The organism is uncultured Dysosmobacter sp. (genome assembly GCF_947631635.1).
Classification (GTDB): domain Bacteria; phylum Bacillota; class Clostridia; order Oscillospirales; family Oscillospiraceae; genus Oscillibacter.
Genome location: NZ_CANRMB010000008.1, coordinates 27,417 through 53,348 on the forward strand (window position 1 = coordinate 27,417; position 25,932 = coordinate 53,348).

The 25,932-nt window shown below is 61.4% G+C and carries 24 protein-coding genes and 1 pseudogene; 13 read left to right on the forward strand and 12 right to left on the reverse strand.

The window, feature by feature from the left end; translation table 11 throughout:
• Positions 1-25: 25 nt before the first annotated feature.
• The 8 genes from Q0Z71_RS05930 to Q0Z71_RS05965 form a co-directional block, all read right to left on the reverse strand.
• A complete protein-coding gene (locus tag Q0Z71_RS05930) occupies positions 26-925 on the reverse strand; it encodes an SH3 domain-containing C40 family peptidase (RefSeq protein ID WP_298019570.1) in 900 nt (299 codons plus the stop codon).
• A gap of 47 nt (positions 926-972) precedes the next feature.
• The gene (locus tag Q0Z71_RS05935) at positions 973-1,281 is read right to left on the reverse strand and encodes a hypothetical protein (RefSeq protein WP_298019572.1); all 309 of its coding nucleotides are present in this window, start codon (positions 1,279-1,281) and stop codon (positions 973-975) included.
• A 218-nt stretch (positions 1,282-1,499) separates the two neighbouring features.
• On the reverse strand, positions 1,500-1,745 hold the full coding sequence (locus Q0Z71_RS05940) for an IreB family regulatory phosphoprotein (protein ID WP_022290582.1): 246 nt from the start codon (positions 1,743-1,745) through the stop codon (positions 1,500-1,502).
• Between the two features lie 169 nt (positions 1,746-1,914).
• Positions 1,915-4,638, reverse strand: a complete 2,724-nt coding sequence (gene pheT / locus Q0Z71_RS05945) for a phenylalanine--tRNA ligase subunit beta (protein ID WP_298019574.1) — start codon at positions 4,636-4,638, stop codon at positions 1,915-1,917.
• A gap of 2 nt (positions 4,639-4,640) precedes the next feature.
• Positions 4,641-4,793 carry a hypothetical protein gene (locus tag Q0Z71_RS05950; RefSeq protein WP_298019576.1) on the reverse strand — a complete coding sequence of 51 codons (153 nt, stop codon included), beginning with the start codon at positions 4,791-4,793 and terminating at the stop codon, positions 4,641-4,643.
• 114 nt (positions 4,794-4,907) lie between these two features.
• Positions 4,908-5,933, reverse strand: coding sequence for a phenylalanine--tRNA ligase subunit alpha (pheS, locus tag Q0Z71_RS05955; RefSeq protein ID WP_298019578.1), 1,026 nt, complete (start codon positions 5,931-5,933; stop codon positions 4,908-4,910).
• A 71-nt stretch (positions 5,934-6,004) separates the two neighbouring features.
• Positions 6,005-7,060 carry an ankyrin repeat domain-containing protein gene (locus Q0Z71_RS05960; protein WP_298019580.1) on the reverse strand — a complete coding sequence of 352 codons (1,056 nt, stop codon included), beginning with the start codon at positions 7,058-7,060 and terminating at the stop codon, positions 6,005-6,007.
• A 340-nt stretch (positions 7,061-7,400) separates the two neighbouring features.
• Complete coding sequence (locus Q0Z71_RS05965) at positions 7,401-8,312, reverse strand: helix-turn-helix domain-containing protein (protein WP_298019582.1); 912 nt, start codon at positions 8,310-8,312, stop codon at positions 7,401-7,403.
• A 391-nt stretch (positions 8,313-8,703) separates the two neighbouring features.
• Between Q0Z71_RS05965 and Q0Z71_RS05970 the strand changes: the two genes are divergently transcribed.
• From Q0Z71_RS05970 to Q0Z71_RS05995, 6 genes are all read left to right on the forward strand, one after another.
• Entirely contained in the window at positions 8,704-10,248 is a 1,545-nt protein-coding gene (locus Q0Z71_RS05970) for an NAD(P)H-hydrate dehydratase (RefSeq protein WP_298019584.1), read from the forward strand.
• Positions 10,249-10,298: 50 nt separating this feature from the next.
• Entirely contained in the window at positions 10,299-10,904 is a 606-nt protein-coding gene (locus Q0Z71_RS05975) for a hypothetical protein (protein ID WP_298019586.1), read from the forward strand.
• Positions 10,905-10,934: 30 nt separating this feature from the next.
• The gene (alr, locus tag Q0Z71_RS05980; protein WP_298019588.1) at positions 10,935-12,101 is read left to right on the forward strand and encodes an alanine racemase; all 1,167 of its coding nucleotides are present in this window, start codon (positions 10,935-10,937) and stop codon (positions 12,099-12,101) included.
• 169 nt (positions 12,102-12,270) lie between these two features.
• Positions 12,271-12,639, forward strand: a complete 369-nt coding sequence (locus tag Q0Z71_RS05985) for a type II toxin-antitoxin system PemK/MazF family toxin (RefSeq protein ID WP_298019590.1) — start codon at positions 12,271-12,273, stop codon at positions 12,637-12,639.
• An 85-nt stretch (positions 12,640-12,724) separates the two neighbouring features.
• Positions 12,725-13,231, forward strand: a complete 507-nt coding sequence (locus Q0Z71_RS05990; protein ID WP_298019592.1) for a hypothetical protein — start codon at positions 12,725-12,727, stop codon at positions 13,229-13,231.
• A 70-nt stretch (positions 13,232-13,301) separates the two neighbouring features.
• Complete coding sequence (locus Q0Z71_RS05995; protein WP_298019594.1) at positions 13,302-13,829, forward strand: hypothetical protein; 528 nt, start codon at positions 13,302-13,304, stop codon at positions 13,827-13,829.
• Here Q0Z71_RS05995 and Q0Z71_RS06000 read toward each other — a convergent pair.
• Positions 13,781-14,461, reverse strand: coding sequence for a GyrI-like domain-containing protein (locus Q0Z71_RS06000; protein ID WP_298019596.1), 681 nt, complete (start codon positions 14,459-14,461; stop codon positions 13,781-13,783). The genes Q0Z71_RS05995 and Q0Z71_RS06000 overlap by 49 nt on opposite strands.
• A 284-nt stretch (positions 14,462-14,745) precedes the next feature.
• Positions 14,746-16,584 carry a glutamine--fructose-6-phosphate transaminase (isomerizing) gene (gene glmS, locus Q0Z71_RS06005; RefSeq protein ID WP_298019599.1) on the reverse strand — a complete coding sequence of 613 codons (1,839 nt, stop codon included), beginning with the start codon at positions 16,582-16,584 and terminating at the stop codon, positions 14,746-14,748.
• Positions 16,585-17,053: 469 nt separating this feature from the next.
• Here glmS and Q0Z71_RS06010 point away from each other — a divergent pair, with 469 nt between their 5' ends.
• Both Q0Z71_RS06010 and Q0Z71_RS06015 read left to right on the forward strand, forming a co-directional pair.
• The gene (locus Q0Z71_RS06010) at positions 17,054-17,737 is read left to right on the forward strand and encodes a DUF421 domain-containing protein (RefSeq protein WP_298019600.1); all 684 of its coding nucleotides are present in this window, start codon (positions 17,054-17,056) and stop codon (positions 17,735-17,737) included.
• Complete coding sequence (locus Q0Z71_RS06015; RefSeq protein ID WP_298019602.1) at positions 17,734-18,117, forward strand: DUF4363 family protein; 384 nt, start codon at positions 17,734-17,736, stop codon at positions 18,115-18,117. Before Q0Z71_RS06010 ends, Q0Z71_RS06015 begins: the two co-directional genes overlap by 4 nt.
• A gap of 7 nt (positions 18,118-18,124) precedes the next feature.
• Here Q0Z71_RS06015 and nrdR read toward each other — a convergent pair whose 3' ends face one another.
• Positions 18,125-18,580: a transcriptional regulator NrdR gene (gene nrdR, locus Q0Z71_RS06020; RefSeq protein ID WP_298019604.1), complete on the reverse strand. Its 456-nt coding sequence runs from the start codon at positions 18,578-18,580 to the stop codon at positions 18,125-18,127.
• Positions 18,581-18,860: 280 nt separating this feature from the next.
• Between nrdR and Q0Z71_RS06025 the strand changes: the two are divergent.
• From Q0Z71_RS06025 to Q0Z71_RS06045, 5 genes and pseudogenes are all read left to right on the forward strand, one after another.
• Positions 18,861-19,678 (forward strand): annotated as a pseudogene (locus Q0Z71_RS06025) (MerR family transcriptional regulator).
• A 101-nt stretch (positions 19,679-19,779) separates the two neighbouring features.
• Positions 19,780-20,127, forward strand: coding sequence for a PadR family transcriptional regulator (locus Q0Z71_RS06030; protein ID WP_298019606.1), 348 nt, complete (start codon positions 19,780-19,782; stop codon positions 20,125-20,127).
• Positions 20,114-21,487, forward strand: a complete 1,374-nt coding sequence (locus Q0Z71_RS06035) for a permease prefix domain 1-containing protein (protein ID WP_298019608.1) — start codon at positions 20,114-20,116, stop codon at positions 21,485-21,487. Before Q0Z71_RS06030 ends, Q0Z71_RS06035 begins: the two co-directional genes overlap by 14 nt.
• Positions 21,457-22,833, forward strand: a complete 1,377-nt coding sequence (locus tag Q0Z71_RS06040; protein WP_298019610.1) for a permease prefix domain 1-containing protein — start codon at positions 21,457-21,459, stop codon at positions 22,831-22,833. The genes Q0Z71_RS06035 and Q0Z71_RS06040 overlap by 31 nt, the downstream gene beginning before the upstream one ends.
• 305 nt (positions 22,834-23,138) lie before the next feature.
• The gene (locus Q0Z71_RS06045) at positions 23,139-24,803 is read left to right on the forward strand and encodes an S-layer homology domain-containing protein (protein WP_298019612.1); all 1,665 of its coding nucleotides are present in this window, start codon (positions 23,139-23,141) and stop codon (positions 24,801-24,803) included.
• Between the two features lie 34 nt (positions 24,804-24,837).
• Here the strand turns inward: Q0Z71_RS06045 and Q0Z71_RS06050 are convergent, their stop codons facing one another.
• Positions 24,838-25,740, reverse strand: a complete 903-nt coding sequence (locus tag Q0Z71_RS06050; protein ID WP_298019614.1) for a DMT family transporter — start codon at positions 25,738-25,740, stop codon at positions 24,838-24,840.
• Positions 25,741-25,932 lie beyond the last annotated feature (192 nt).

Sequence of the window (25,932 nt, forward strand, 5' to 3'; positions counted from 1 at the left end):
GCGTGCCGCGTTTATGTATTGAAATTCAGACGTGGATCCCGCCCACAAAGTACTGGTTGTAATAACCGCTGGTCAGGTCACTGATGATGACGCCGTTGCTCCGGGAAGAGGAGGCGTGGATGTGCTGGCCGTTGCCGATGTAGATACCGGCGTGGGAGCAGGCCTTTCCGGCGTTGCGGCTGGGATCGTTGAAGAACACCAGATCGCCGGGCTGCAGCTCGCTGATGCTGTAGACCCTGGTGCCGATGCCGCTCTGCCACTGGCCGGTGGCGGTGTGGGGCAGGTTATAGCCCAACTGCTTATAGATGTACATCGTGAAGCCGGAGCAGTCAAAGCCGCTGGGGGAGGAGCCGCCGTAGGAATAGCGGGTGCCCAGGAACTGCTTGGCATAGTCCACGATGCCGCTGGCGGCAGAGCTGGAGCTGGAGGAGGTCAGATCCACGAAATCACTGCGGATGTACCCTTCGGTCCCGTATTCACAGGTGACCGCGTACCAGCCGTCCACCAACTCGGTGACGGTGACGATCTCGCCGCTGTCCAGGGCGGCCAGCTTATCGCTGTCGGTAGAGGCCTCGGAGCGGACATTCACGCCGTCGCCGTTGATGCGGCCATAGGATTCAAAGACATTGTCCCGATCAATGATGAGGAAATCAGCGGACACGAAGCCCCGATTGCCGTTGTAGCTGACCTCGTACCAGCCGTCCAGGGTGTCGTCCAAAACGGCGACGGCTACGTTCTTGTCCAGCATTGTGACGACAGAGGCGGAGGTAGAGGCCTCCGCACGCATTCTCAGAGAGGAGCCGGTGGTGGCGCCCACGGCAACGGCCTGTTCACTTTCAGCGGCCAGAGCGGAGGCGGACAGCAACAAAACTGTGATAGCAGAGAGGACAACAGCCTTTGCTGCTTTTCCTGCGAAGTGTGTCATAAGTGGATGCTTCCTTTCGTTTGATCTTTTGTGTACGGGAAGTACGCTTATTTCTCCTTGCCGGCCAGCGCACGGTTGAGCCAGATGGCGGCGATATCCATTGCCGCGTAGAGGCTTTCCTTTTCGCTCTTCTTGATGATACGGTCCCGGGACCGCAGATTGGAGTCGGTCAGCTGTAACTGAACGGAGACTCTGGTGGCCATGTCCAGATCCTGCTCCTTCTTGGTGTCCAGAACCTGCATCATGATGATATATTTTTCGGCCATCGACCCGTAGTAGATCAGATTGTCTACCCGGCGGAGAGGGTGGCCCTTGTAGATCAAGCCTTCCGCTTTTGCGGCTTTGGATTCTGCCATGGAAACACTCCTTTGAAAAATTGTAACCAAATTGTAACAGAATTTTTCCGCTTTGTCAATGATACGACCTCGAGAATTTGCGGAAAAAATTCGCCAATTCTCTGAAAAGTGCACAAAAAACGCAAAAAAATTCCGCAGATACAAGCATTTGCCCTAAAAAAGGCCGACTTGAGACCTGCGGAATTGCCGTCTGAAAAAATGACAAATTGTAACTTTTGTTACTGACCCAGGTATTTGCGCACCAATACCTGCAATAATTCGTCCCGGTCGATCTTGCGGATCAGGGTCCGCGCGTTGTTGTGATTGGTGATATAGGTGGGGTCCTCAGAGAGAATATACCCCACGATCTGGTTGATGGGGTTATAGCCTTTTTCCTCCAATGCCTGATAGACAGTGGACAGGATCTGGTGAATCTCCGCGTCCTTTTCCATCGCAATGCTGAATTTCCGGGTAAAATCGTCCATACAGACACCACCTTTCTTTCTCTGTGGATCAGCTTACAGCAATATAAAGATAGTATACTCGCTTTTTTAAAAACTGTAAAGCTTTTCGTTGGGAATTTTACAAAAGATTTTTACTGGCCCATGCCGAAAGGGCATGCAGCATGGGCCAGACGGAGGTGCCGGGTCAGCCTCAGCGCAGAACGGCGCTCAGCTCGTCTTTCAGCAGCTCCAGAATATTCCTGACATCCTCGTCCGCTTCCTGGGCGGTGAGGCTGCGGTCGTCGGAGCGGAGGGTGAGGTTGAAGGCCACGGACTTCTTGCCCGCGTCCACGCCCTTGCCGCGGTAGATATCGAACAGGGACACGTCCTTCAGCAGGCCCTTGGCGCCGCGGCGGATGCAGTCCTCCAGCGCGCCCACCGTGATGGCCTCGTCGCAGACCACGGCGATGTCCCGGGTGACGGCGGGGAATTTGGGCAGGGGCACGTACTCGGGATCGGCGCCCCGGGCGTTCATCAGCGCGTCGAAGCTCAGCTCGGCGCAGTAGAACTCGCTGTCCACACCGTAGTTCTTGCCCACCAGGGGATGGATCTGGCCGAACACACCGATGCAGCCGCTGCCGCTCCACACGGTGGCGCAGCGGCCGGGGTGGTAGGACTGGTACTGGGGCAGGGTGGGATCGGCGGGTTCAAAGTGCACGTCCCCGGCCCGGATCTCGGTCAGCAGGGCCTCAACGACGCCCTTCATGGCGAAGAAGTCCATGTCCGCGCCATAGGCGCTCATGGACAGCACCTTGGCCTCGTTGGCCAGACCGTCCTCACCGCCGGGCAGATAGACGCGGCCCACCTCATACAGCTTGGCGGACTTGTTGCGGTAGTTGTAATTTCTGGTCAGGATCTCCAGCATGGAGGGCAGGACCGTGGTGCGCATGATGGAGGTATCCTCGCCCAGGGGGTTCAGGATCTTGAAGCTCTTGCGCCGGACAAAGTCCTCCGGCCAGCGGATCTTGTCGTAGTAGGCGGGGGAGATGAAGGAGTAGGTGATGATCTCGTCATATCCGCAGGCGCGGCACACGCTGCCCAGGGTCTGCTCCAGCTTCTGGGCGGGGGAGTAGCCGCCCCGGGTGGTCTCGCCCCGGATCAGGGTAGAGGGAATGTTGTTGTAGCCGTGGAACCGGGCCACCTCCTCGGCCAGGTCCGCCATCCGCTGCACGTCGCCGCGCCAGGAGGGCACGGTGACCTGGTCGCCGTCCACCTGGAAGTCCAGCTTCTCCAGAATGCGGACCATCTCCTCACGGGATACGTCGGTGCCCAGCAGGGCGTTGATCTTCTCCGGCTCCAGTTTCAGCACCGTGGGCTGGGGCACATAGTTCAGAATATCGATGACGCCGTCCAGCACCTCGCCGGCGCCCAGCAGCTCCACCAGCTCGCAGGCCCGGTTGACGGCGGGCAGGGTGTTCAGGGGGTCCAGGCCCTTTTCAAACTTGGCGCTGGCCTCGGTGCGCATGCCCAGGGCCAGGGCACCCTTGCGGATGCAGGTGCCGTCGAAGCAGGCGGACTCAAACACCACGTCGGTGGTGTCGGCCACAATCTCGCTGTTCAATCCGCCCATGATACCCGCCAGGCCCACGGCCCGGGTCTCGTCGGCGATGACCAGGTGGCCCGCGGTGAGGGTGTGCTCCTTGCCATCCAGGGTGGTGAGCTTTTCACCCTCCTCCGCCCGGCGGACGATGATCTTGCCGCCCTTCACATAGCGGTAGTCAAAGGCGTGCATGGGCTGGCCGTATTCCAGCATGACATAGTTGGTGATGTCCACGATGTTGTTGATGGGGCGCACGCCCATGGCCCGGAGCCGCTCCCGCATCCACTTGGGGGAGGGGGCGATCTTCACGTTGCGGACCATCCGGGCGGTATACCGGGGCACCAGGTCGGCGGCGGGGGTCTCCACGTCCAGCAGTTCAGGCAGAGTCCGGGCCAGGGGGTTGTCCGCGTCCTCGGGGCAGCCCTTCACCACCGGCTCATGGAGGTGCAGGGGGACGTTGAAGGTGGCCGCTGCCTCCCGAGCCAGGCCGATGACGCTCAGGCAGTCGGGCCGGTTGGGGGTGATCTCAAACTCCACCACATGGTCGTCCAGCCCGGTGATAGATTTGATGTCGTCGCCGGGCTTGCAGTCCTCGTGGAGGACGAAAATACCGTCGGTGATGCAATGGGGGAACTCCCGCTGTTCGGCGTGGAGGTCCGCCAGGGTGCAGATCATGCCGGTTTTGGTATTGTAAGCCACCAGATCGCCCTTGTGGACGTTTTGAAGCCGGGTCTGGTGGACATTGCCGCTGCCGCTGCCCCAGTTCAGGGCGATGGTCCAGTAGCCGCCGCCGTCGTTGAGCACCACCTGGACCTCAGCGGCTACCACCGGTCCGAAAACCTTATCGCCGGGCTTGATATCCGCGGGGATGGAGGGCTTTTCCGGATCGATGGGGTGATAGTCGTTCAGCAGGGCGGCAGCCTCGATGACGGCATAGGGGAAGTCCCGCTCGTCCAGGCCCAGCTCCTTCAGGGAGCAGAGCATGCCGTTGGACAGCACCCCCCGCAGCTTGCCCTTCTCGATCTTCTTGCCGCCGGGCAGGGTGGACTTGTGCAGGGCCACGGGCACCAGGTCCCCCTCGTGGATGTTCCAGGCCCCGGTGACGATCTGGACCAGTTCTGGCTGGCCCACATCCACCTGGCACACCCACATATGGTCGGAGTCGGGGTGGCGCTCCATTTTCTTAATGCGGCCCACCACCACGTTGGAGATTTCAGCGCCCAGGTCCACAGTGACCTCCACCTTGGAGCCGGACAGCGTCATAGCCTCGGAGAAATCCTTGTCATTGGCGTCAACGGTGACGAATTCGCTGAGCCATTTACGAGATAGATTCATATTCAAAACCCTTTCTGTTTCAGGTCGTGTTTTTCGTCGTAGGGGGCGGTCTCTGCGCCGCCCCGTGCTGCGTTCATGGAGACGGCAGCCTCTGCGCCGCCCCGCGCTGCATTCATGGAGACGGCAGCCTCTGCGCCGCCCCGCGCTGCATTCATGGAGACGGCAGCCTCTGCGCGCCGCCCTGTGCTGCATTCGTGGAGACAACGGTCTCTGCCGCCCTGTGTCTTGCCCTGCGGGAGCGGGACGGTGCGAATGCCGCCCCCGGCACATCAGAACTGCTCCAGGAACCGCACGTCGTTTTCAAAGATCAGCCGCAGGTCGGCAATCTTGAACCGGCGCATGGCGGTGCGCTCCAAGCCCATGCCGAAGGCCCAGCCGGAGTAGACCTCCGGGTCGATGCCGGCCATCTCCAGCACCCGGGGATGGATCATACCGGCGCCCAGCAGCTCGATCCACCCTTCGCCCTTGCAGGTGGGGCAGCCCACGCCGCCGCACTTGTGGCACTGGACGTCCATCTCACAGGAGGGCTCGGTGAAGGGGAAGTGGTGGGGGCGGAAGCGGGTGACGGTGTTCTCACCGTACAGCTGCTTGACCACGGTGTTCAGGGTGCCCTTCAGGTCCGCCATGGTGATCCCCTTGTCGATGGCCATGCCCTCCACCTGGTGGAACATGGGGGAGTGGGTGGCGTCCACCTCGTCCTTGCGGTACACCCGGCCGGGGGCGATGATGCGGATGGGCAGGGGCATGGAGTCCATGGCCCGGACCTGCATGGGGCTGGTCTGGCTGCGGAGCATCACCCGGCTGTCCTCGTCGAAATAAAAGGTGTCGGACCAGTCCCGGGAGGGATGGCCCTCCTCGGCGTTCAGGCGGTCGAAGTTCAGCTCGGCCAGCTCCACCTCGGGGCCGTCCAGCACGGTGAAGCCCATGCCCACGAAGATGTCCTTGATCTCGTCCAGAGCCAGGTACATGGGATGCTTGTGGCCCAGCTTCACAGCTTTGCCGGGAATGGTCACGTCCACGGTCTCCATGTCCAGCTTGGCCTCCATGGCCTTCTCCGCCAGGATGGCGGACTGGGTCTCGATGGCCTTTTCCACGCTGGCGCGGACCTCGTTGGCCATCTGGCCCATGACGGGCCGCAGCTCGGCAGACAGACTGCCCATCTGCTTCAAAACAGCGGTCAGCTCGCCCTTTTTGCCCAGGTACTTGACCCGGAGGGCCTCCAGGTCGGCCCCCGCCTGGGTGCCGGCGATGGATTCCAGCGCACTCTTGCGAATGGCTTCCAGTTGTTCTTTCATTTCTAAAACTCCTTTTATGGATGGATTTTATTTCATATTTGGACGGTATCTATCGGTCATCGGTTATAATCCTATGGAAGAAGCGGAAGCACGTCCGGGTTTTTCAGCACCCATGCCACCGCGTAGGCGCACAGTTTTTCCGGCTCGTCCCAGCCCCGGCCGTTCCGAAGGGCGCGGGTCAGGCGGCTCACGTCGGCCAGGGCCTCTTCGGGCAGGGGATTGCCCAGCTTGAAATACTCCGGCAGGACCCGCAGCATTTTGGGAAAATCACTGTCCCAGTTCATGCCGCCGTTGTCCAGGATCTCATGGGAGACCCGGCCCACGATGCGGATGGCCTCGCCCTGGGCGGTCCTGGCCCGGCCGCGGGGCGGCACCAAATAGTCCCACAGCTTTTGGTACTGCCGGGCAAACCCCTCCTCCGTGATCACGATGGGGGAGACCCCGTCGTGGATCTCCACCGGTTTTGCCGGCGCCACATCGAAGATCTCGTAGAGCCGCTGTAATGATTTTGTCTGCTGGGCCAGAAACTCCGGGTTTTGGATGCCAGGCTTGACCCGCTCAAACTGCTCACCGATCCCAGCCACAGACTTTCGGGCCGCCTCGGTGATCTTCCCACCGCGCTCCAGCAGCAGGTCGCAGACCTCTAAAAGCGTGGCAAAGGGCACGCGGTTTTGCTCCAGGGCCATCTCCAGAGGGGACTGCCGCGTGTGAAAGAGCTTATCCTCGGGCCGGGCCTCCACATCCGCCCCGGCGTCCAGCAGGGCTTGCGCCGCCTTGGGGCGGCCATACATGGCAGCATAGTGCAGGGGCGTGACGCCGCCCGCGGCTACCCGGACCTCCGCGCCCAAATCAATGAGCAGCTGCACCTCGCCCCGCCAGGAGCCGGCCTGATGGAAAATGGGCGTTTTGCCGTAGTAGTCCACAAAATTCACATCCGCGCCCTGCTCCCTGGCCCAGAAAGCGAAGTCACGGGGGAGCGGCGTTTTGGAGAAGATGTTGGAGCCGTAGGTCCTGCTGGTCAAGGCGTTGGGCTCGCACCGGGCAAAGAGGGTTTTCAGCCCCTCGATATCCCCGGCCTCCAGCAGAGCGTCCAGCTCCTTAGGCAGCGTCGATCGTTTTTTTGCCATCCGATTTCACTCCTGACACAATAAAAAAGCCCTCCGTCCCAACAGTTGGGACGAAAGGCATGCCTTCCGCGGTACCACCCAAATTCACGCCCTTGTCCGGCGCGCACTTGAAGCCCCTGTAACGGTGGGCCTCCGGCCATGTCTCCATGGCGGCTCCCGGGCGAACCAAACGAAACACCGCGGACTGGCTTTCAGCCGGTGGCCTGTCCTCTCTTGGCGGCGCGAACTCGTTATTTTCCCGTTCATCGCTGATATCAAATACCACTTATACCATAGAAAACCGGGAAATGCAAGAGAAAAATCCCCCATTCCGCCGATTTCGGCGGCCTGGGGGAAAATTTCAGTCCTCGCCCTTATAGGGATTCAGAATGACGCTCACCGCGCCGCAGAGAATGCCGCCCACAGCGAACAGCCACACGGATTCCGTCCCCCAGCGTCCGAAGCCCAGGCCCAGGGCCACGTAGATGGCGGTGGCCGCCAGCATGATGACGGCGCAGCATACGCCGATGAGGTCCAGCTTTTTCTTAGCCTCCGGCGTGGGATTGTTGTCCCGGTTGTACTTCCAGATCTTGTACTTGTCATCCATGATACCGCCGTAGATAAAGCAGTATACCGCTCCCGCCGTCAACAGCAGAAAAAGGCCGGTGCTGAGGGTCTCATAGGGCTGCTTTTCCTCTCCAAAGACGGTGGCGAACAGAAATATCAGTACCACGCCGAAGAGAATGGCCCCCACACCCCCGGCGATGTACCAGACAAATTTCTGGTGGAAGGCGTCCTTCTCTGCCTGGGTATAGAAATCCGCCAGAACGGGATAGCGCTTGCGGAAATTCCCGTGCTGGATGCCGGTGGCTACCAGAACGACTACGGAGACCGTGACCACCAGCATGAATAGCGTCCCCGCCAGCAGCTCGGCGGTGCTGCCGCCCCACAGCTCCGAGGTGGGGAAGAACACGCCCACGGCTGCGATGATGGCGGCGACGGCCCCGGCGATCCGCTTGGCGAAACGGTTCATGAAGGCGTCGTACTGGGCAGTGTCGCTGACCCGGCTCTCCTCCACGCTGCCCCGCAGCAGGGTGTCCAGATTCACGTCATAGAGATCGCAGATGCGCAGCAGGGTGTCCATCTCGGGAAAGCTCTGTCCGCCCTCCCACTTGCTCACGGATTGGCGGGAGACTTCCAGCTGCTCCGCCAGCTGTTCCTGTGTAACACCCGCCTGGGTGCGGATAAATTGCAGATTTTCAGAAAATGCCATGGGAGACCTCCTAAAATTTGATGGGGCTATTCTACAGCTGTGCCGGACGCAATTCCAGCGATTTTGTGTTGCGTTTGAAGAAAAGCGTGTACAGTTTCGGTTGCACAGCATCATGATATAGTCAATGAACTTGAAAAATAGCAAAGCTATTTTTCAAACGGGCGATGCCCGCTGTGCGCGAAGCGCACGGTTATTGACTATGAAATCCAAATCATGGCCGCTTTCGCGGCCTGTTACAGCGCATACGCGCTGTGACGTTTGAAAAGTGGGTTTACCACTTTTCAAGTTATTTGATTATAACACATTTTTGGGGAAAAGAAAGGGAAAATCGGATTGCAATACCGAAGCATTCCCCCTATAATGAGAAAAAACGACACAGGAGGCGTGGACGATGAAATTGGCGACAGCGGCACAGATGTGGGAACTGGACCGGCAGGCCATTGAGAAACGGGGCATTCCCTCCATTGACCTGATGGAGCGGGCGGCGGAGGGCGTGGCCCAGGCGGCGCTGGACCTTTTGCCAGACAGGCCGGGGAAGTGCCGGGCGGCGGTGTTCTGCGGCGCGGGCAACAACGGCGGAGACGGCATCGCCGCGGCACGCCTTTTGTTTTTGAAAGGTGTAAAGGTAAGAGCCTTTCTGGTTGGAACGTATGAAAAGCTGACGCCGGACGCCCTGGAGGAGACCCGGCGGCTTTCCGAGTGCGGCGTGGAGCTGGAGCCTTTTGACCCAAAGAACGGGGACCAGACCGCCTGGGTCAGGAGCTGTCATGTGCTGGTGGACGCCATCTTCGGCGTGGGCCTCTCCCGGGAGATCGCTTCGGATTCCGCCTTTGCCTCTGCCATCCGCCTGGTGAACGAATGCCGGGGCAAGGTGGTGGCGGCGGATATCGCCAGCGGCGTGGAAACGGACACAGGACGGGTTTTGGGCTGCGGGATAAAAGCTGACAGGACAGTTACCTTTACAGCGAAAAAGATCGGCCAGGCGGTGGGAGACGGTTTCCTGCTGTCCGGCGAGGTGGAGGTGCGGGACATCGGCATCCCCGCCGATTTGATCAAGAAGGCGGCCTGCCCGGTGCAGACGGTGGAGGCTGATTTTGTAAGGACCGCTCTGCCGCCCCGAAAGACCGACGGCCACAAGGGGGATTTCGGCAAGCTTCTGATCGTCGGCGGCGCGGAGGGATACACCGGCGCGCCCTATCTCACGGCCTCGGCGGCGGCCCGCTCCGGCTGCGGACTGGTGTATCTGGGGGTCCCGGCGGGCATCTGGGCGGTGGAGGCGGCAAAGTGCGTCTCCGCCATGCCGTTCCCCCTGCCGGGAAAGCTCTCGTATCTGGGGAAGAAAGCCCTGCCCGCCATTTTGGAAAAGCTGTCCGCCTGTGACGTGCTGGCCCTGGGGCCTGGTCTTGGGCGGAACGAGCAGACGGCCTGGATGGTCCGGGAGCTTTTGCTCCGGACGGAAAAGCCGGTGGTCCTGGACGCCGACGGCATAAATGCCCTGGCGGGACATATAGATGTCTTGGACCAGCGGCGGGGCCGGGTCACCATCCTGACGCCCCATGACGGAGAATTCGCCCGGATCGGCGGGGAGCTGTCCCAGACGGGCCGGGTACAGGCGGCCGGGGACTTTGCAAAGACCCACGGCTGCACCCTGGTGCTGAAGGGCCACCGGACCGTGACCGCCGCACCGCAGGGAAATGTGCTGGTGAACACCACCGGGAACTCCGGATTGGCAAAGGGCGGCAGCGGCGATGTGCTGACGGGCGTCATTGCGTCCCTGCTGGCCCAGGGAGCCACAGCGGTCCAGGCGGCGGCAGCCGGAGTCTGGCTCCACGGCCGGGCCGGAGACCTGGCGGCCCAGGCGCTGACGGCCTACGGCATGACGCCGGAGGACGTGATCCGAAAAATGCCGGAGGCATTTTGGGAGATATTGGGATAGCAGCAGATAGGAGCCATGGATCGCTTCTATCTGGATTTGGAGGTGCGTCGATGCGTAAACTGCTGAAGTACGTACCAATGATGACCCTGTGCCTGCTGCTCACCGCCTGCGGCGGGAGCGGGGAGGCGGAGGCGGCGAACTTGCGGGACCTCTATCACGATATGACCGGCTGCACCATGGAGGCCCTGGTCTCCTGCGACCAGGAGGGGCTTGCGTGGGAGGCGGAACTGCGGTGCGGCTACATCCCGGGCGGGGAGAGCACCGTGGAGGTCCTGGCGCCGGAGACCATCGCCGGGGTGAAAGCGGTGCTGAACGACACGGACTGGCGGCTGGAATATGAGGATCTGTGTCTCAACGCCGGGACGCTCAGCCAGGAGGAGATCAGCCCGGCCATGTGCCTGCCCCGGCTGATGAACGCCCTGCGGGACGGCTGGCTGCTGGAGGAGAATGAGGAGGAATGGAACGATGTGCCCTGCCTGCGGGTCACCGTGGACCAAAGCGGCGCCCAGGACGGCAAGATCGTCTCCACAGTCTGGCTCCGGCGGGATGACGGCACGCCGCTGCGGGGGGAGATCGCCGTGGACGGAGAAATTATTTTGACAGCGGAGTTTACGAGTTTTGCCTTTTATGATACAATGGAAACTCAAGAGAATTGACCCCTGCGGAACAGGAGAGGGGAGCGATCCATGGAAGACACGGTTTTGCGGCGGACCTGGGCGGAGATCGATCTGGATGCCCTGGCCCACAATTATCAACAGGCCCGGCGGCTCACCGGACCACAGACGAAATATCTGGGCGTGGTGAAGGCGGATGCCTACGGCCACGGCGCGGTCCAGGTCTCCCGAAAGCTGGAGGCGCTGGGGGCGGACTATCTGGCGGTCTCCAGCCTGGATGAGGCCCGGGAACTGCGGCACGGTGGCATTGAGATGCCCATCCTGATCCTGGGGCACACGCCGCCGGAGATGGTGCCGCAGCTCATTCGATACCACATCACACAGACCGTCTCCGCCCAGGCCAAGGCGGAGGCGTACAGCGCCGCCGCGACAGAATGCGGCGGCACCCTGAAGGTCCACATCAAGGTGGACACCGGCATGTCCCGCCTGGGCTTCCTGGTTCGGGGCAGGCACTTTGACGGCGGCGTGGAGGCCATCTGCGCCTCCTGCGCCCTGCCTCATCTGGAGCCGGAGGGGATCTTCACCCACTTTGCCGCTGCCGATGAGGACGGCGAGGAGGATGAAGCCTATACCCGGGAGCAGTTCGCGGTGTTTACCGGCGTCATCAGCGCGCTGGCGGACAGAGGCCGGACCTTCGCCATCCGGCACTGCGCCAACAGCGGCGCCCTGGCCCGGTATCCGGAGATGTATCTGGACATGGTGCGCCCCGGCATTGCCCTGTACGGCGTGGGTGCAGACGCCCGGCGGCTGGACCTGCGGCCTGTGATGGCCCTGAAGTCCTGCGTCTCCACCATCAAGGTGTTCGACCCGGAGACCGATGTGAGCTATGGGCGGACGTTCCGCACAGCGGACAGGACGCGGATGGGCGTGCTGCCCATCGGCTACGCGGACGGACTGTTCCGGGGTCTCTCCAACCGCATGGCGGTCCAGACCAGCCAGGGAGGGGCGCCTGTCCGGGGCAGGATCTGCATGGATATGACCATGGTGGACCTTACGGATAAGCCGGATGTCCACGTTGGGGACACGGTGGAGCTGTTTGGGCCCTGCCAGCGTGTGGACGATCTGGCGGATATCCTGGGCACCATCCCGTACGAATTGACCTGCGCGGTCAGCAAGCGGGTGCCCCGCCTGTACATGGAGGCGGAAGAAGTGGTGGAGCGGAGCCTGCGGCTGTTATAGGCCCAATACACTCATGCCCTGTCCCATGCATAGGATAGTACGGGGCAAGGACGCCGGAATTTTGCCTTCCCGACAGCGTATAAATTCCGAAACTGCGTGGGAGAATGAAAGTGGCCTCACCGAACGAGCCTTCGGTGACGGGTACTTCTTTCGGCGGAGTGTGAACTTTGTGGATACGAGTGTCAAGCGCGGCGATATTTACTATGCCGATCTCTCCCCGGTGGTGGGCAGCGAACAGGGCGGCGTCCGGCCCGTTCTGATCATTCAGAACGACACCGGCAACCGTTACAGCCCCACTGTGATCGCGGCGGCCATTACCTCCCAGACGGGCAAGGCACGGCTGCCGACACATATCGACCTTCCCGTGGACCAGAACTGCGGCCTGAGCCGGGATTCCGTCGTTCTGCTGGAGCAGATCCGGACCCTGGACAAAAAGCGGCTGCGGGAGCGGATGGGCCATGTGGAGGAGACCGTGATGGGAAAAGTCGATACCGCGATCGCGGTGAGTTTTGGCCTGCCTCACGACCAGCTGGTCTGACAGGTGGATTTGATGGGCGGTTCTCCCGGAAGGGGCTTCTTTCCGGGAGAACAGTTTTCCAACACAGAGGATAACGGAGGTACATATGAAAAAGAACAGATGGGTGCTGCGGATGGTGGTATTGCTGCTGGTCTGCGGCATACTGAATACGACGGTGTCGCTGGCGGCGGAGGCGGGCTCCTCCAGCGACCCGCTGGTCACCTTGAGCTATCTGAACGATACGTTCATGAACACCATCATGCAGCGTGTGGACCAGAAGATCGCCGTTCGGAACAGCCAGCTGGCCCAGGAGGGCGGCCTGGTCTTAAACGGCGGGACAGGCACCTCCGCCACCTTTACGGTGGTGACCTTGTCCAGCGGGCAGATCCTCACCGGAGACATTGGCTGCGAGGTGATGCTGCGGGTGGGCGGCGCCGCGTGCGTGTCACCCTCCAGTCCGGGCCTGATCGACGAGACCACAGCCGGGACCCTGAACAACGGCGGGGCGCTGGCGCAGAACCACCTGTATATGATGACCATTGAGGGCCGCGGCGTGAAAGCCACCTCCGCCACCACCAAGCTGCTGGTGCGGGGGACCTATACCATCACCTGACTCACATAAAAAAGCCCGTCTGCGCATAGTCTTGCGCAGGCGGGCTTTTTTTGAAAGGGGGCCAGGGGGCATGGACAAGTTTCCTCTGCTGTGGGATGGCAAGGCGCTGGGAGAGCTGACAATAGAGCGGGAGGCGCTCTACACCTGGTTTTCCGCCCGCTGTCAGCTGCCCCGGGCGGGCCTGTGGTGCGCCTGGGTGGTGGGGGACCGGGGCGAGCTGCGCCTGGGGCTGCTGGAACCCGACGGCAGGCAGGCGTCTATCCGCCGGCGGTTTTCAGGCCAGATGACGGCGCCCCTGGGACGGGTCCTGCGGGGCGAGCTGCGGCTGGCCGGCGGGCGGCCGGAGGCGGAGAGGTGGGAGGCGGCGCCAAAGCCGGAGGAGCTGTTCCGGGCCGGATGGCTGCGGCAGCGGCTGCGGGGCAGGGAAGGAGCCTTGACGCGGACAGCGCGCGGATGCCGGTATCTAGCACTTCCGTATGACAAGGGAAAACCCTTTCCCATAACGACGCTGTTTTGCTTTGCGCGGATCAAGTGCATACGGGGAGAGGCTTATGCCGTATTCGCCTTCGATGACCGGGAGACGCCGGTGTTCTGGTGAGAACACCTTCTGACGGGGTGACGGATAACGGTCCGCCACTTTTCAGGCGGCACTTTCCGGGCGTCGGAGAGGTAGATCTCATGGTGCAGGCGGCAGTCGGAGAAGTCGTTTTCATATCCGTTTTCCCGCAAATAAGCGTCCATGACGGCGACTGTGGCGGGCTCCCGTTCAAAGGGCCCCCTGTGCATCATCTGTACACAGAGGCCCTCCTCCAGGGGCCAGAATTCCGCGGCGGAGCAGTCCAGCTTCTTTTTCTGCGCCGCGGCTTCAACGGCCCAGGCGAAATGGGCCTCCGTCACGAAATCCGGCAGGCGGATCACCGATATCCAGCGGAACGATTCTTTGCGGCCGTAGTCCACGTCCGCGGTGCCGTCCTGCTGCCAGAACCCCTCCAGCGGCGGCACCACGTAGTCATAGAAGCCCTCTATCTCCCGGCCTTTTTTCCAGCTGGTTTTCAGCGCATAGGAGGCCGCGTACAGAATGGCGACGGCCTGCTGGTAGGCCCCGCCTTCCGCGTTGGGGTCCCCGGCCCCGCGGACTGCCGCGAAGCGCATCCGGGGAACTGTTATGATCTCCGGTTTCTCCGCCGGGACATACAGTTCTTTATATTCTTTTTTAAAGTCAAATGCCATGGTGGTCATCTCCTTCCTCTGTGGATATAGTCCATTCACTTGAAAAATCCCATGGGATTTTTCAAGCGGGCGATGCCCGCTGTGCGTAAAGCACACAGTGATGGACTATGAAATGCAAATCGAGGCCGCGGTCCGCGGCCTGTCACAGCACATGTGCGCTGCGACACTTGAAAAGTGGATTTACCACTTTTCAAGTTATTTGATTATAAGACCATGATAGAGCCTCACACGATGGGAGAGTCAAGAGTGATCAAGCCCGTGCCGGAACGGCACGGGCTTGTGCGTTATTCCACGGTGACGGATTTCGCCAGGTTCCGGGGCTTGTCGATATCGCATCCGCGCTGCAGCGCCACATAGTAGGCAAACAATTGCAGCGGCACCACGCCCAGAGAGGGCTGGAGGATCAGGTGGGTATCCGGGATCACGATGGTGGAGTCCGCGGTCTTTTCCATCTTCTCCTGGAATGCCTCCGTGGTGACGGCCAGGACCTCCGCGCCCCGGGCCTTCACCTCCACCACATTGCTCATGGCCTTGTCGAACAGGGGAGTGTAGGTCCCCAGGGCCACCACCAGGGTGCCAGGCTCGATCAGGGAGATGGTGCCGTGCTTCAGCTCGCCGGAGGCGTAGGCCTCGGAGTGGATATAGCTGATCTCCTTCAGCTTCAGGGAACCCTCCAGGCCCAGGGCGTAATCCAGGTTCCGGCCGATGAAGAAGATGGAGTTGTGGTTGAAATACCGGGAGGCAAAATACTGCACATCCTCGAAGTGTTCCAGGAAGTGCTCCATCTTCTCCGGCAGCCTCTGGACCTCCGCCAGGATGGCGTCGTATTCCTGGTGCTCCACGGTCCCCAGCAGGTCCGCCAGATACAGGCCCACCAGATCCATCAGCACCAGCTGGGTGGAATAGGCCTTGGTGGTGGCCACAGCGATCTCCGGGCCCGCCCAGGTGTACAGCACATCGTGGGCCTCCCGGGCAATGGAGCTGCCCACCACGTTGACCACGGCCAGCGTCCGGGCGCCCCGGCGCTTGGCCTCCCGCATGGCGGCCATGGTGTCCAGCGTCTCGCCGGACTGGCTGATGACGATGACCAGGGTGTTTTCATCCACCAGCGGGTCGCTGTACCGGAACTCGGAGGCCAGCTCCACCTGCACCGGGCGGCGCAGCAGGCGCTCCCAGTTGTATTTGCTGACCATGCCCACATGGTAGGACGAGCCGCAGGCGATGATGAAGATGCGGGAGATGTTTTTCACATATTCCGCCGTCATCGCCACATCGTCCAGGACCACCCGGCCATCCCGGATGCGGGGGGAGACGGTTTTGCGGATGGCCTCCGGCTGCTCCATGATCTCCTTGAACATGAAGTGGGCGTAGCCGCCCTTTTCCGCGGCGGAGACGTCCCAGTCCACCAGCGCGTGCTGCTTTTCCACCGGGACCAGCTCGTCGTCGAACACATCCACGCTGTCGGACGTCACCACGGCGATCTCGCCGTCATCCATGTAGACCACGTCCCGGGTGTATTTGATGACCGCCGTCACATCGGAGGCGATGAAGTTGCCGGTTTCGCCAAAGCCCAGGATCAGCGGACTGTCCTTCCGGGCGGCGATGAGGGCGTTGGGATAGTCGGAGCAGATGATGCCGAAGGCGTAGGAACCCTTGATGCGCCGCAGGACGCGGCCCACGGCCTCCAGCATGCTGTGGCATTCGTTGTAGTGGAATTCCAGCAGCTGGGCCACCACCTCGGAGTCCGTGTCCGAGGTGAAGGTGACGCCCCGCTGGATCAGATGCTCCTTGATCTCCAGATAGTTTTCGATGATGCCGTTGTGCACCAGGGCGATGCTGCCGTTTTCGCTGATATGGGGGTGGGCGTTGATGTCGTTGGGCTCGCCGTGGGTGGCCCAGCGGGTGTGTCCGATGCCAAGCGTCCCCTTCAGGTCGGCGCCGCCGTGGGTCAGGTCCGCCAGGACCTGCAAACGGCCCTTGGCCTTTTTCACCTGCAGCCCTGCCTGTTCGGAGCGCACCGCAATGCCGGCGGAGTCATAGCCCCGGTATTCCATCCGGGCCAATCCGTCCAGCAAGATCGGGGCCGCCTGTTCGCTGCCCACAAATCCAATGATTCCGCACATAAAAGATCCTCCTGATGATCTATGATATCAAAAGGACAAACGCGCAGTCATTTGTCACTTTTACCGCGGTCACAGCCTCTCTGTTTTGCGGTCGCCCGCATATTTGCCGACTGTGTCACATGCCCGCGGGCACGGAGGGACATCCGCCGAATGCTTCGATCCCACAGGCCGCCTGCCGGAAATTTTTCCGCGGCTTCCAAGACCTGTGTGACAGCACGCGTCCCACCGGACTGCGGCCGCAAAAGGGCGGCCGCGGCGCTGGATGCCGTGCTGTGCTTCCCTCACCTCGTCGTCCTGCCGGACCGTCCGTCCGGCAGGCACATGGCGCTTATGATGGGATCTCTCCCATGAGCCTCCTTTCACCTCTGCGATTTCAATGTAGTATATGATAAAACTCCCCCGTGGGAGCATTATCCACGTATGGAACGGCGGAAAAAGGCAGATACTTCTTCAATGGAGGAGACTGCCTATGATAACCGCCTTTACGCGCACTGTGATACTCTATTTTCTCATTATGATCGGCCTGCGCCTGATGGGCAAGCGGCAGATCGGCGAGCTGGAGCCCAGCGAGCTGGTCCTGACCATGATGCTCTCGGACCTGGCCGCCGTTCCCATGCAGGATTTCGGCATCCCGCTGCTGGCGGGCATCATCCCCATCCTGACGCTGCTGTCCCTCTCCATGCTCTTGAGCCAGCTGTCCCTGCACAACCTGCGCTTCCGGGCGCTGGTGTGCGGCACGCCGTCCATCCTGATCCGCAACGGCCAGCTCCAGCAGGAGGCCATGCGGAAAAACCGCTACACACTGGATGAGCTGCTGGAGGAGCTGCGGGGCCAGGGCATCTCCGGCATCGAGGATGTGAAATACGCGATCCTGGAGAATTCCGGTCAGCTGTCCATCCTGCCCTGGACGCGGCAGAAGCCGCCCACTGCCAGCCAGCTGGGACTGAAGTTGGAGGATGACGTCACGTTGCCGGTGGTCCTTGTCAACGACGGCCGCGCCCTGCGGAAAAACCTCATTTCCTGCGGGAAGGACGAGCAGTGGCTCCAGGAGGAGCTGCGAAAACGGCACCTGTCCTCGCCCAAAGAGGTCTTTCTCCTCACACTGGACGAACACGGACAGGTGATCTGCGTCAAAAAGGAGAGACCGGCATGAGAAAAGCGTTTCTGCCCCCCATCGCCGTTCTGGCGGCGATCCTGGCCTTTGCCCTTTGGAACAGCGGCAGGATGTCCGCGCACACAGAGCGCTGGCGGGAACAGCTCCAACAGGCGGATGCGCTGGCCCAGGCGGAGGATTGGTCCCAGGCCCTCTCCGCCCTCTCGGACAGCTACGCGGACTGGTCTGACCGCCAAACGTATCTCCACATCGTCTCCGAACACGACGCGGTGGAGGACGCGGAGGCCATGTACCGCCGCGCCATGGCCTTTGCCGCCACCCGGGAGATCACGGAATTCCGGGCGGAGATCTCCGACCTGCGGGATCAGCTGCGCCTGCTGGCGGATATGGAGCGGTTCAGCGTCAAAAACGTGCTGTAAAGGATATTTACTTTTCGGCCAGAAGCTTGTTCAGCTCCGCCATGAAGGTGTCGATGTCTTTGAACTGACGGTACACGGAGGCAAAGCGGACATAGGCAACCTGATCCACCGTCCGCAGGCGGTCCATGACCTTCTCGCCGATGGTCTCCGTTCTGATCTCCCGCTCCATGGAGTTTTGCAGGTCCTGCTCGATCTCCTCGGCGATGCGCTCCAGCTCCGCCAGGGGAACAGGCCGCTTTTCACAGGCCCGGATCATGCCGCCCAGCACCTTCCGGCGGTCAAAGCTCTGCCGGCTGCCGTCCTTTTTCACCACTACCATGGGCAGGCTCTCCACCGTCTCATATGTGGTGAACCGCTTGGAACAGGAGAGGCACTCCCTCCTGCGGCGAATGCTGGCGCCCTCATCTGCGGGGCGGGAATCGATGACCTTGCTCTCACTGTATCCGCAAAACGGACATTTCATAGCGGGACCTCCCAATTTTCCGCCGGGGATACCCGGCGGTTTTTCATATGCGGCGACAATTCCAGACACATTCCGGAATTGGGGATATTATATCATAGCACCACAAAATATGGTATACATAATTCTCATATTTACAAAAATTTTTCAAGTTTCAGCGCCCTGCTGCCAAGACGGACCAGCGGGCCGGAGAAAAAATTTGAAGTTCCCCCTTGACTCTCTCATGGAGGGAGGGCGTATGCTGTACCTGAGCTCAAGAATCACATCGATGTGGAGGGAACCCATGCTGAAGATCGGCGAATTTTCAAAACTGTCCAGAGTCAGCATCCGCATGCTGCGCCATTACGACGAGATCGGCCTTCTGGCCCGGAGAGCATCGACCTTTTCACCGGCTACCGCTATTACAGTGAGGCCCAGCTCATCACGGCCAATCGGATCACCGCACTGAAAAACATGGGCTTTTCCCTGGCGGGCATTGCAGAGCTGCTGGCCTGCTGGGACGACCGGGCGGCGTTGGAGGGGCGCCTGCTGAAAAAGCGGGCGGAGGCGGAGGAAGAGGCGGCGGAGGCGGCACGGCGCCTGCGGCTCCTGGACACAGCCATTGAACGGCTGAGAAAGGACAAGACAGCCATGAAGTATGATGTGACGATCAAGACCCTGCCGGAGCGGTATGTGGCCAGCGTCCGGCAGATCATCCCCAGCTATGACCGGGAGGGCGACCTGTGGCATATCTTTGTGAGGGAGACCGCCCACATGGACATCCAGGAGGGCGACCCGGCCCTGTGCACCGGCATCTACCACGACGGCGAGTTCAAGGAGGGCGACGTGGATGTGGAGATCCAGAAGAGCGTGAAGGGGACGTATCCCGACACCGAGCACGTGAGATTCAAGACCGTCCCCGCGGTCCAGGTGGCCTCCGCCACCTTCCGGGGCAGCTACGGCCAGATCAGCGAGGTCAACGAGGCGGTGGCCGCCTGGGTGAGGGACAACGGCTATGTCTTTGACGGCCTGTTTTTCAACATCTACCATGTCAGCCCCCACGAGACCCGGGACCCTGATCAGTTCGTCACCGAGGTCTGCTACCCGGTGCGGCGCAAGTGAGAAAAACGGCGGACCTTTCGTACGCCGTTTTTTTCCTTGACATATATAGGATATCGATATATAATCCGATATATAGATGATCTATATAAGGAGGAAGCGGTATGGAACTGGACAAGAGCCTGGTCAGCGGCAGTATGGCGCTGCTGGTGCTGAAGCTGCTGGAGGATGGGGACAAGTACGGCTATCAGATGATCGAGGAATTGAAGCGGCGCAGCGATGACACCTTCCACTTGAAGGCCGGAACGCTGTATCCGCTGCTCCACGGCCTGGAGGAGAAGGGCTTCGTCACAGCCTATGAGCGGGAGGCCGCCGCGGGAAAGCCCCGGCGGTACTATCATCTGACGAAGGAGGGCGGCGCGGCCCTGCGGGAGAAGGAGGAATCCTGGAACGCCTATGCCCGCGCCGTGGGCCGGGTCCTGAAAGGAGGTGCCTGCTGTGCCGGAGCGTAAAACGATACAGGAATATCTGGCGGCCGTGGAGGAACAGATCCGCTGGAAGCGGGCAAGGCCTGTGGTGGCGCTGGAATTGAAGCGGCATCTGGAGGACCAGCGGGACGCCTTTGCGGAGGAGGGAAGCGCCCCGGAAGAGGCGGAGCGCCTGGCTGTGGAGGAGATGGGGGACCCGGTATCCGTGGGCACGGAGCTGGACCGCATCCACCGCCCCCGGCCCCAGTGGGGGCTGCTGCTGTTGACGGTGGCGCTGGCTGTGACCGGAGCCTTGCTGCGGGTGCTGCTGGAACGGGCGGGCGTCTTTTCTCATATTTACGCCGCAGACCCCGTCCGGACAGCGGCGGCCCTGCTTCTGGGAACCGCCTGTCTGCTGGGCGCTTATTTCCTGGACTACACCTGGCTGGTCCGCCACGCGGGGGTGGTGTACGTTGGCACGCTGCTGCTGACCGGGGCCGGCCTGCTGCTGACACCGCGTTATTCCGGCGGGCGGAACTACTATGCCGGTTATCTGGTACTGCTGTTCCCGGTGGTCTATGCCGCCTGGCTGTATATTTGCAGGGGAAAGGGCTGGAAAGGAATTTTACTTGCGGCCCTTGGCGGCGTGCTGCTGGCGGCTTTGACCGTCGTGGTACCGACCACGGCGGGACTGCTGACGCTGCTCCTGGCGGGCTTTGCCCTGATGGTCTGCGCCGCCGGGATGGACTGGTTCGGCGTGGGACGGAAAAAGACTGTCAAAGCGACTCTGGGGGTGACGGCGGCGCTGGCCATATTCTCGATCTGGAGGGGAGGCCTGTCCCTGGCGGAGAGGCTGACACAGCTGCTCCACCCGGAGCTGGACGCATCTGGTGCTGGTTATCTGTCGATGTCCGTCAAAACCAGCCTGGGGCTTTCCCATCTGCTGGGCAGCGCCGACCGGGAGACGGTTTCACCGTATGCCCTGGGTGTGTTGGACTGGCCACAGGATTTCCTGCTCAGCGAGATGGTCTATAAGCTGGGCTGGCTGCCCTTCCTGGCGCTGGCCGCCGCCATCGCTGCCCTGCTGGTGTGGCTGTTCCGGCGCTGCCTGCGCCAACGGAACCAGGCGGGGCGGCTGATTGCCCTGGCCGTGGTGATGACGCTCACTATCCAAGCGGTATTCAGCCTTTTCATGAATATGGGCTATATAATAGTAGCAAACGTCTGTATGCCCCTGTTAGGCGGCAATTTACATACTGTGATCGACATGGCCCTGATCGGCCTGGCCCTCTCTGTATTCCGCGGCAGTTCCATTGTTCGGGAGAGCTGCCCGGAAAGCACTGCGCCATCCATGGGGGAGGGGAGGTGGCCCCATTGGCTTGCAGCACCATTCAGGAATATCTGACAGCGGTGGAGGAACAGATCCGCTGGAAGCGGGCAGGGCCCGTAGTGGCGCTGGAACTCAAGGGGCACTTAGAGGACCAGCGGGACGCTTTCGCGGAGGAGGGAAGCACCCCGGAGGAGGCGGAGCGCCTGGCTATGGAGGAGATGGGAGACCCGGTATCCGTGGGCACGGAGCTGGACCGCATCCACCGCCCCCGGCCCAGCTGGGGGATCTTTATCCCGGCACTGCTTTCCTTGGCGGTCTGGCTGGGCTTCCGGGTGTTCCAGCACTGGGGCGTGAGCGCGCTCACGGGCTATTATTTCCCCCGCTGGGGCGGCACTCTGGCTCTGGCGCTGGGGGTCATGGCACTGCTGTATTTTCTGGACTATACCTTTCTGGGAAAAAGGCCGCTGCTGGCGGCAATGCTGCTGACCGCGGCGGTATTCGGCCGACCTCTTCTGGAGATCACCATGGATTATCCGCTTGACGTGGGGGATTATCTGCCCCTGCTGCTGCCGCTTGCCATGGCGCTGTCCATCTACGCCCTGCGGGAAAAGGGGAGCAGGGGACTTGCGGCCTGCTGCGCCCTGGGGCTTGCGCCCGCGCTTCCGTGGATCGCCCTGGGGTGGGTGCAGATGCTCTGGCCCACGCTGCTGTGCGGCACGGCGCTGCTGGCCCTAGCCGTGAAGAGCGGCTGGTTCGGCGGACAGAAGCGGAACTGGCTGCTGGTGGCGGGCTATGCCCTGGCAGCGCTGGGAGCCATCCTGCTGGCGCTGACGGTCCTGGCTGACGGAGCGCCCTATTCCCTGATCGACGCCGTTCTGCGGGCGCAGGGGGGAAATGATGACTATATCATCTGGCAGAAGCAGTATGTCCGGGAGCTTGTGTCCAACGCCGGTCTTGTGGACATGGCCGATATCCCGGAGGGCGTGGAGAATCCGGCGCAATGGCTGGAGGACCTGCGCTGGCTGCTCCGCTATGAAATGTATGATGGTATGCTGCTGGCGATTTTGGCGAACTTCGGCTGGCTGGCTTTTCTGGCGGTGCAGGCCCCCATGGCGGTCCTGCTGGCCGTTGGCTGGAGGAAGTGCCGCCGCCAGACGGCGGCGCTGGGGCGGCTGCTGGCCGCTGCCATCCTGCTGACGCTGACCTGGCAGGCCGCCGCGTATGTGATCCAGACGCTGACAGGCCTCTTGGGTTATCAGGGACTGCTGACGCCCTTCCCATACCCGTTGATCTCCGACGGCGGCACGGCTCTGGCTGCGGACTGCGCCCTGCTGGGGCTGCTGGCGTCGGTGTTCCGCAATGGCTCCATCGTCCGGGAGGACAGCCGGAGACGGTCGTACATTCCCCGAGAAACCACATAGCTTTATTGGGCAAAACCCTCCAAAAAGGAAAACTTTTTTGGGGGTTTTGCCAGTTTTTCTTGCAGGGTGAAACAAAACCCGGCGTCCATTCGTCTTACAGATGGAGGCAGGAGAGGCAGACCTCCCCTGTATTGGGAGACATAACATTATTTGACAAATCCCCACATGCGGCTTGACCGGAGCAGCAACCTCCGTTATAATAAAAAAAGGCGCTGCCAAATAGGTGACATAACACCGCAGCCCAAGTACGGGCTGCGGCGTTTTTTAACATCCGAACCGACAAAAAACGACAGAAAGGAACTGCCATGCATCACATTCGACTGCCGAAACGGCTGGCATCCGCGGCACTGGCCGCTGCTCTGGCGCTGACGCCCGTAGCCGCGTTTTCCGATACCGCCGGACACTGGGCCGAGAACTCCATCGCCAAGTGGAGCGAGGAGTACAGCATCATCCAAGGATATGAGGATGGGACCTTCCGCCCGGACAACTCCATCACCCGGGGCGCTTTCGCGGGCATCATGGACCGCTTTTTGCAGTTCCAGACCATCTCCGGGGCGGAAACCTTCTCCGACATCCGGGGGAATTACTGGGAGAGCGCCATTTTGAAGCTCCATGCTGCGGGGGTCTACCTAGGCAACAACGGCAAGGCCCTGGCGGGGGACACCATCACCCGCCAGCAGGCTGTGACGATGATCGCCCGTGCCTTCCGCATCGACGCCTCCACCACCGACCTGCCCTACGGCGACGCGGAGCAGTTCGCGGAGTACGCGAAGGGGCCGGTGGCAGAGATGACGGTCCGGGGTTATATCACGGACTGCTGGGACGGCAATTTCCGCCCTCAGGAGCCCATCACCCGGGCGGAGATCGTCAACATCCTGGGCAATATGATCCAGACCCTGATCCATACCTCCGGGACCTATTCGGAGGATGTCCATGGGACGCTGATGATCAACGCCGCCGACGGCGCGGCCCTGGAGGACATGACCATTTACGGCGATTTGATTTTGGCCCCCGGTGTTGTGGGAGATGTGACGCTCTCCAACGTGACGGTCATGGGACACACCCGGAATTTCAGCGCCATCCTGCCGACGACGATCACGGACCCCGTTATCCCGGAGGAGCCTGAGGACCCGATGGACCCGGAGGAGCCTGAGGACCCGGTGGTGCCGGGCATCCAGCCCAGCGAGGTCTATACGCCCGGAGAGACCACAGGGGAGTACATCGAATACAGCGGCAAGCGCATCCCGGTCTATGAGGAGGCGGACCCCATCCGGCTGGGCGAGGGGGACTTCGTGTGGGAGGACGACCGTCTGGTCTATGTGGGGGACCGCTTTGACACCCGCTTCGGCATCGACGTCTCCTCCTTCCAGAACCAGTCCTGCCCCGACAAGACCATCGACTGGGAGGCCGTGGCGGCGGACGGCGTGGACTTTGTCATGGTGCGCGCGGGCTTCCGGGGATACAGCTCAGGCTCTCTGAACACGGACGCCTTCTACGGAAAGAACATCGAGGGCGCCATGGATGCGGGCATCGAGACCGGCGTGTACTTCTTCGCCCAGGCCATCACCGTGGAGGAGGCCATTGAGGAGGCGGATTACGTCATCGAGCTTCTGCGGGACTATGACATCGACGGCCCTGTTGCCTACGACTGGGAGATGCACGACGCCTCCTATCGGGTCTACGGCACCACGCCGGAGATGGCCACGGCCTGCGCCATCGCCTTCTGTGAGCGCGTGGCGGAGGCGGGCTATGAGCCGATGATCTACGCTGGACAGTATGTCAGCTACATCAAATATGACCAGGGCGCCATGGCTCCCTATCTCTACTGGTATCCGGAGTACAAGAACGAGACCTCCGAAAAGCAGTATCCCACCTTCTATTACCAGATGGACTATTGGCAGTTCTCCAGCAGCTGTTCCATCGACGGCATCACGGGCCGGGTGGACGCAAATATCCAATTCATCCGCTGAGTCTGGGATATGAAATATGAAAAAGCTGTGCCGGTCATCCGGCACAGCTTTTTTCTGTCTCCTGTTTTGCGGGACGCTGGGAAATCACAACGCCCAGGGTGATGAGGGCCGCACCCAGCAGGGCCAGGGGAGAGATCGGCTCGTTTAAAAACAGCTTGGCGGTCACGATGGTGACAAAGGGGTTCAAATAGATGAAGTTGTTGGTGGCCACCACGCCCAGCAGGCGGAAGGCCTTGTTCCACAGCACATAGCAGAGGCCGCTGCCGATGAGGCCCAAAAAGAGGAAGTTTCCGGCCACCACCGGCGTCAGCAGCGGCGCGGCGGGGAAGGGCGCTCCCCCCAGCACCGCAAGGGGAATGGCAGTCACCGCACCCCAAAACAGGGTACGCCGGGTCACCAGGACCGGGTCCAGTCCCTGGCCCATGCGCCGCAGCAGGATGGAGTACACCGCCCAGCAGGCGGCGGCCGCCAGGGCCAGCAGATCCCCCCGGGGATTCAGCTTCAGCACAAAGGTGCCGTTGCACACCACCAGCACCACGCCGGAAAAGGCGGTCAGAAAGCCCCAGAGGGTGCCGCGGTGAAAGCGCTCCTCTCCGGTGAAGTGGGCCAGGATGGCGGTGAGGATGGGGGCGGCGGCCACGATGATGCTGACATTGGAGGCCAGCGTGTAGGTCAGCGCCGTGTTCTCCGTGTAGAAATAGACGGAGCATCCCGTCAGGCCCATCAGAAAGAAAACGGCCTCCTGCTTCCGCGTGAGGGCAAGCCTCCTGGGCCGCAGCAGCCACAGCGCGCAGTACGCCAGCAGAAAGCGGGTCAGCATGATCTGGGCTGGCGTATAGATGGCCAGCAGCTTTTTGCTGGAGATAAAGGTGGAGCCCCAGACCGTGATGGTGAAGAGGGCGAACAGGCGCCCGATGTGTTTTTGACGTGTTTCCATGTTGATTCGACCGCTCCTGGGAAAATTTGATATCAGTGGCTATGATAGCACACTTCAAGGGGGAGCGCAACCAACGATTTGTACATGTCCGGCAGGGGATTGCGCAGACTTTTTCCCCACTCCTTACATGCCGCCGGAGGACTGGAGTTTTGACCTTTTCCAATTTGCGCGGTCTATTGTACACGCCTTCGA

Excerpts from the sequence above, each read along its gene's own strand:
- Q0Z71_RS05930 (WP_298019570.1), bottom strand. The coding sequence starts at position 925 with ATGACACACTTCGCAGGAAAAGCAGCAAAGGCTGTTGTCCTCTCTGCT.
- Q0Z71_RS05935 (WP_298019572.1), bottom strand. The coding sequence starts at position 1,281 with ATGGCAGAATCCAAAGCCGCAAAAGCGGAAGGCTTGATCTACAAGGGC.
- Q0Z71_RS05940 (WP_022290582.1), bottom strand. The coding sequence starts at position 1,745 with ATGGACGATTTTACCCGGAAATTCAGCATTGCGATGGAAAAGGACGCG.
- pheT (WP_298019574.1), bottom strand. The coding sequence starts at position 4,638 with ATGAATCTATCTCGTAAATGGCTCAGCGAATTCGTCACCGTTGACGCC.
- Q0Z71_RS05950 (WP_298019576.1), bottom strand. The coding sequence starts at position 4,793 with ATGAATGCAGCGCGGGGCGGCGCAGAGGCTGCCGTCTCCATGAATGCA.
- pheS (WP_298019578.1), bottom strand. The coding sequence starts at position 5,933 with ATGAAAGAACAACTGGAAGCCATTCGCAAGAGTGCGCTGGAATCCATC.
- Q0Z71_RS05960 (WP_298019580.1), bottom strand. The coding sequence starts at position 7,060 with ATGGCAAAAAAACGATCGACGCTGCCTAAGGAGCTGGACGCTCTGCTG.
- Q0Z71_RS05965 (WP_298019582.1), bottom strand. The coding sequence starts at position 8,312 with ATGGCATTTTCTGAAAATCTGCAATTTATCCGCACCCAGGCGGGTGTT.
- Q0Z71_RS05970 (WP_298019584.1), top strand. The coding sequence starts at position 8,704 with ATGAAATTGGCGACAGCGGCACAGATGTGGGAACTGGACCGGCAGGCC.
- Q0Z71_RS05975 (WP_298019586.1), top strand. The coding sequence starts at position 10,299 with ATGCGTAAACTGCTGAAGTACGTACCAATGATGACCCTGTGCCTGCTG.
- alr (WP_298019588.1), top strand. The coding sequence starts at position 10,935 with ATGGAAGACACGGTTTTGCGGCGGACCTGGGCGGAGATCGATCTGGAT.
- Q0Z71_RS05990 (WP_298019592.1), top strand. The coding sequence starts at position 12,725 with ATGAAAAAGAACAGATGGGTGCTGCGGATGGTGGTATTGCTGCTGGTC.
- Q0Z71_RS05995 (WP_298019594.1), top strand. The coding sequence starts at position 13,302 with ATGGACAAGTTTCCTCTGCTGTGGGATGGCAAGGCGCTGGGAGAGCTG.
- Q0Z71_RS06000 (WP_298019596.1), bottom strand. The coding sequence starts at position 14,461 with ATGGCATTTGACTTTAAAAAAGAATATAAAGAACTGTATGTCCCGGCG.
- glmS (WP_298019599.1), bottom strand. The coding sequence starts at position 16,584 with ATGTGCGGAATCATTGGATTTGTGGGCAGCGAACAGGCGGCCCCGATC.
- Q0Z71_RS06010 (WP_298019600.1), top strand. The coding sequence starts at position 17,054 with ATGATAACCGCCTTTACGCGCACTGTGATACTCTATTTTCTCATTATG.
- Q0Z71_RS06015 (WP_298019602.1), top strand. The coding sequence starts at position 17,734 with ATGAGAAAAGCGTTTCTGCCCCCCATCGCCGTTCTGGCGGCGATCCTG.
- nrdR (WP_298019604.1), bottom strand. The coding sequence starts at position 18,580 with ATGAAATGTCCGTTTTGCGGATACAGTGAGAGCAAGGTCATCGATTCC.
- Q0Z71_RS06030 (WP_298019606.1), top strand. The coding sequence starts at position 19,780 with ATGGAACTGGACAAGAGCCTGGTCAGCGGCAGTATGGCGCTGCTGGTG.
- Q0Z71_RS06045 (WP_298019612.1), top strand. The coding sequence starts at position 23,139 with ATGCATCACATTCGACTGCCGAAACGGCTGGCATCCGCGGCACTGGCC.
- Q0Z71_RS06050 (WP_298019614.1), bottom strand. The coding sequence starts at position 25,740 with ATGGAAACACGTCAAAAACACATCGGGCGCCTGTTCGCCCTCTTCACC.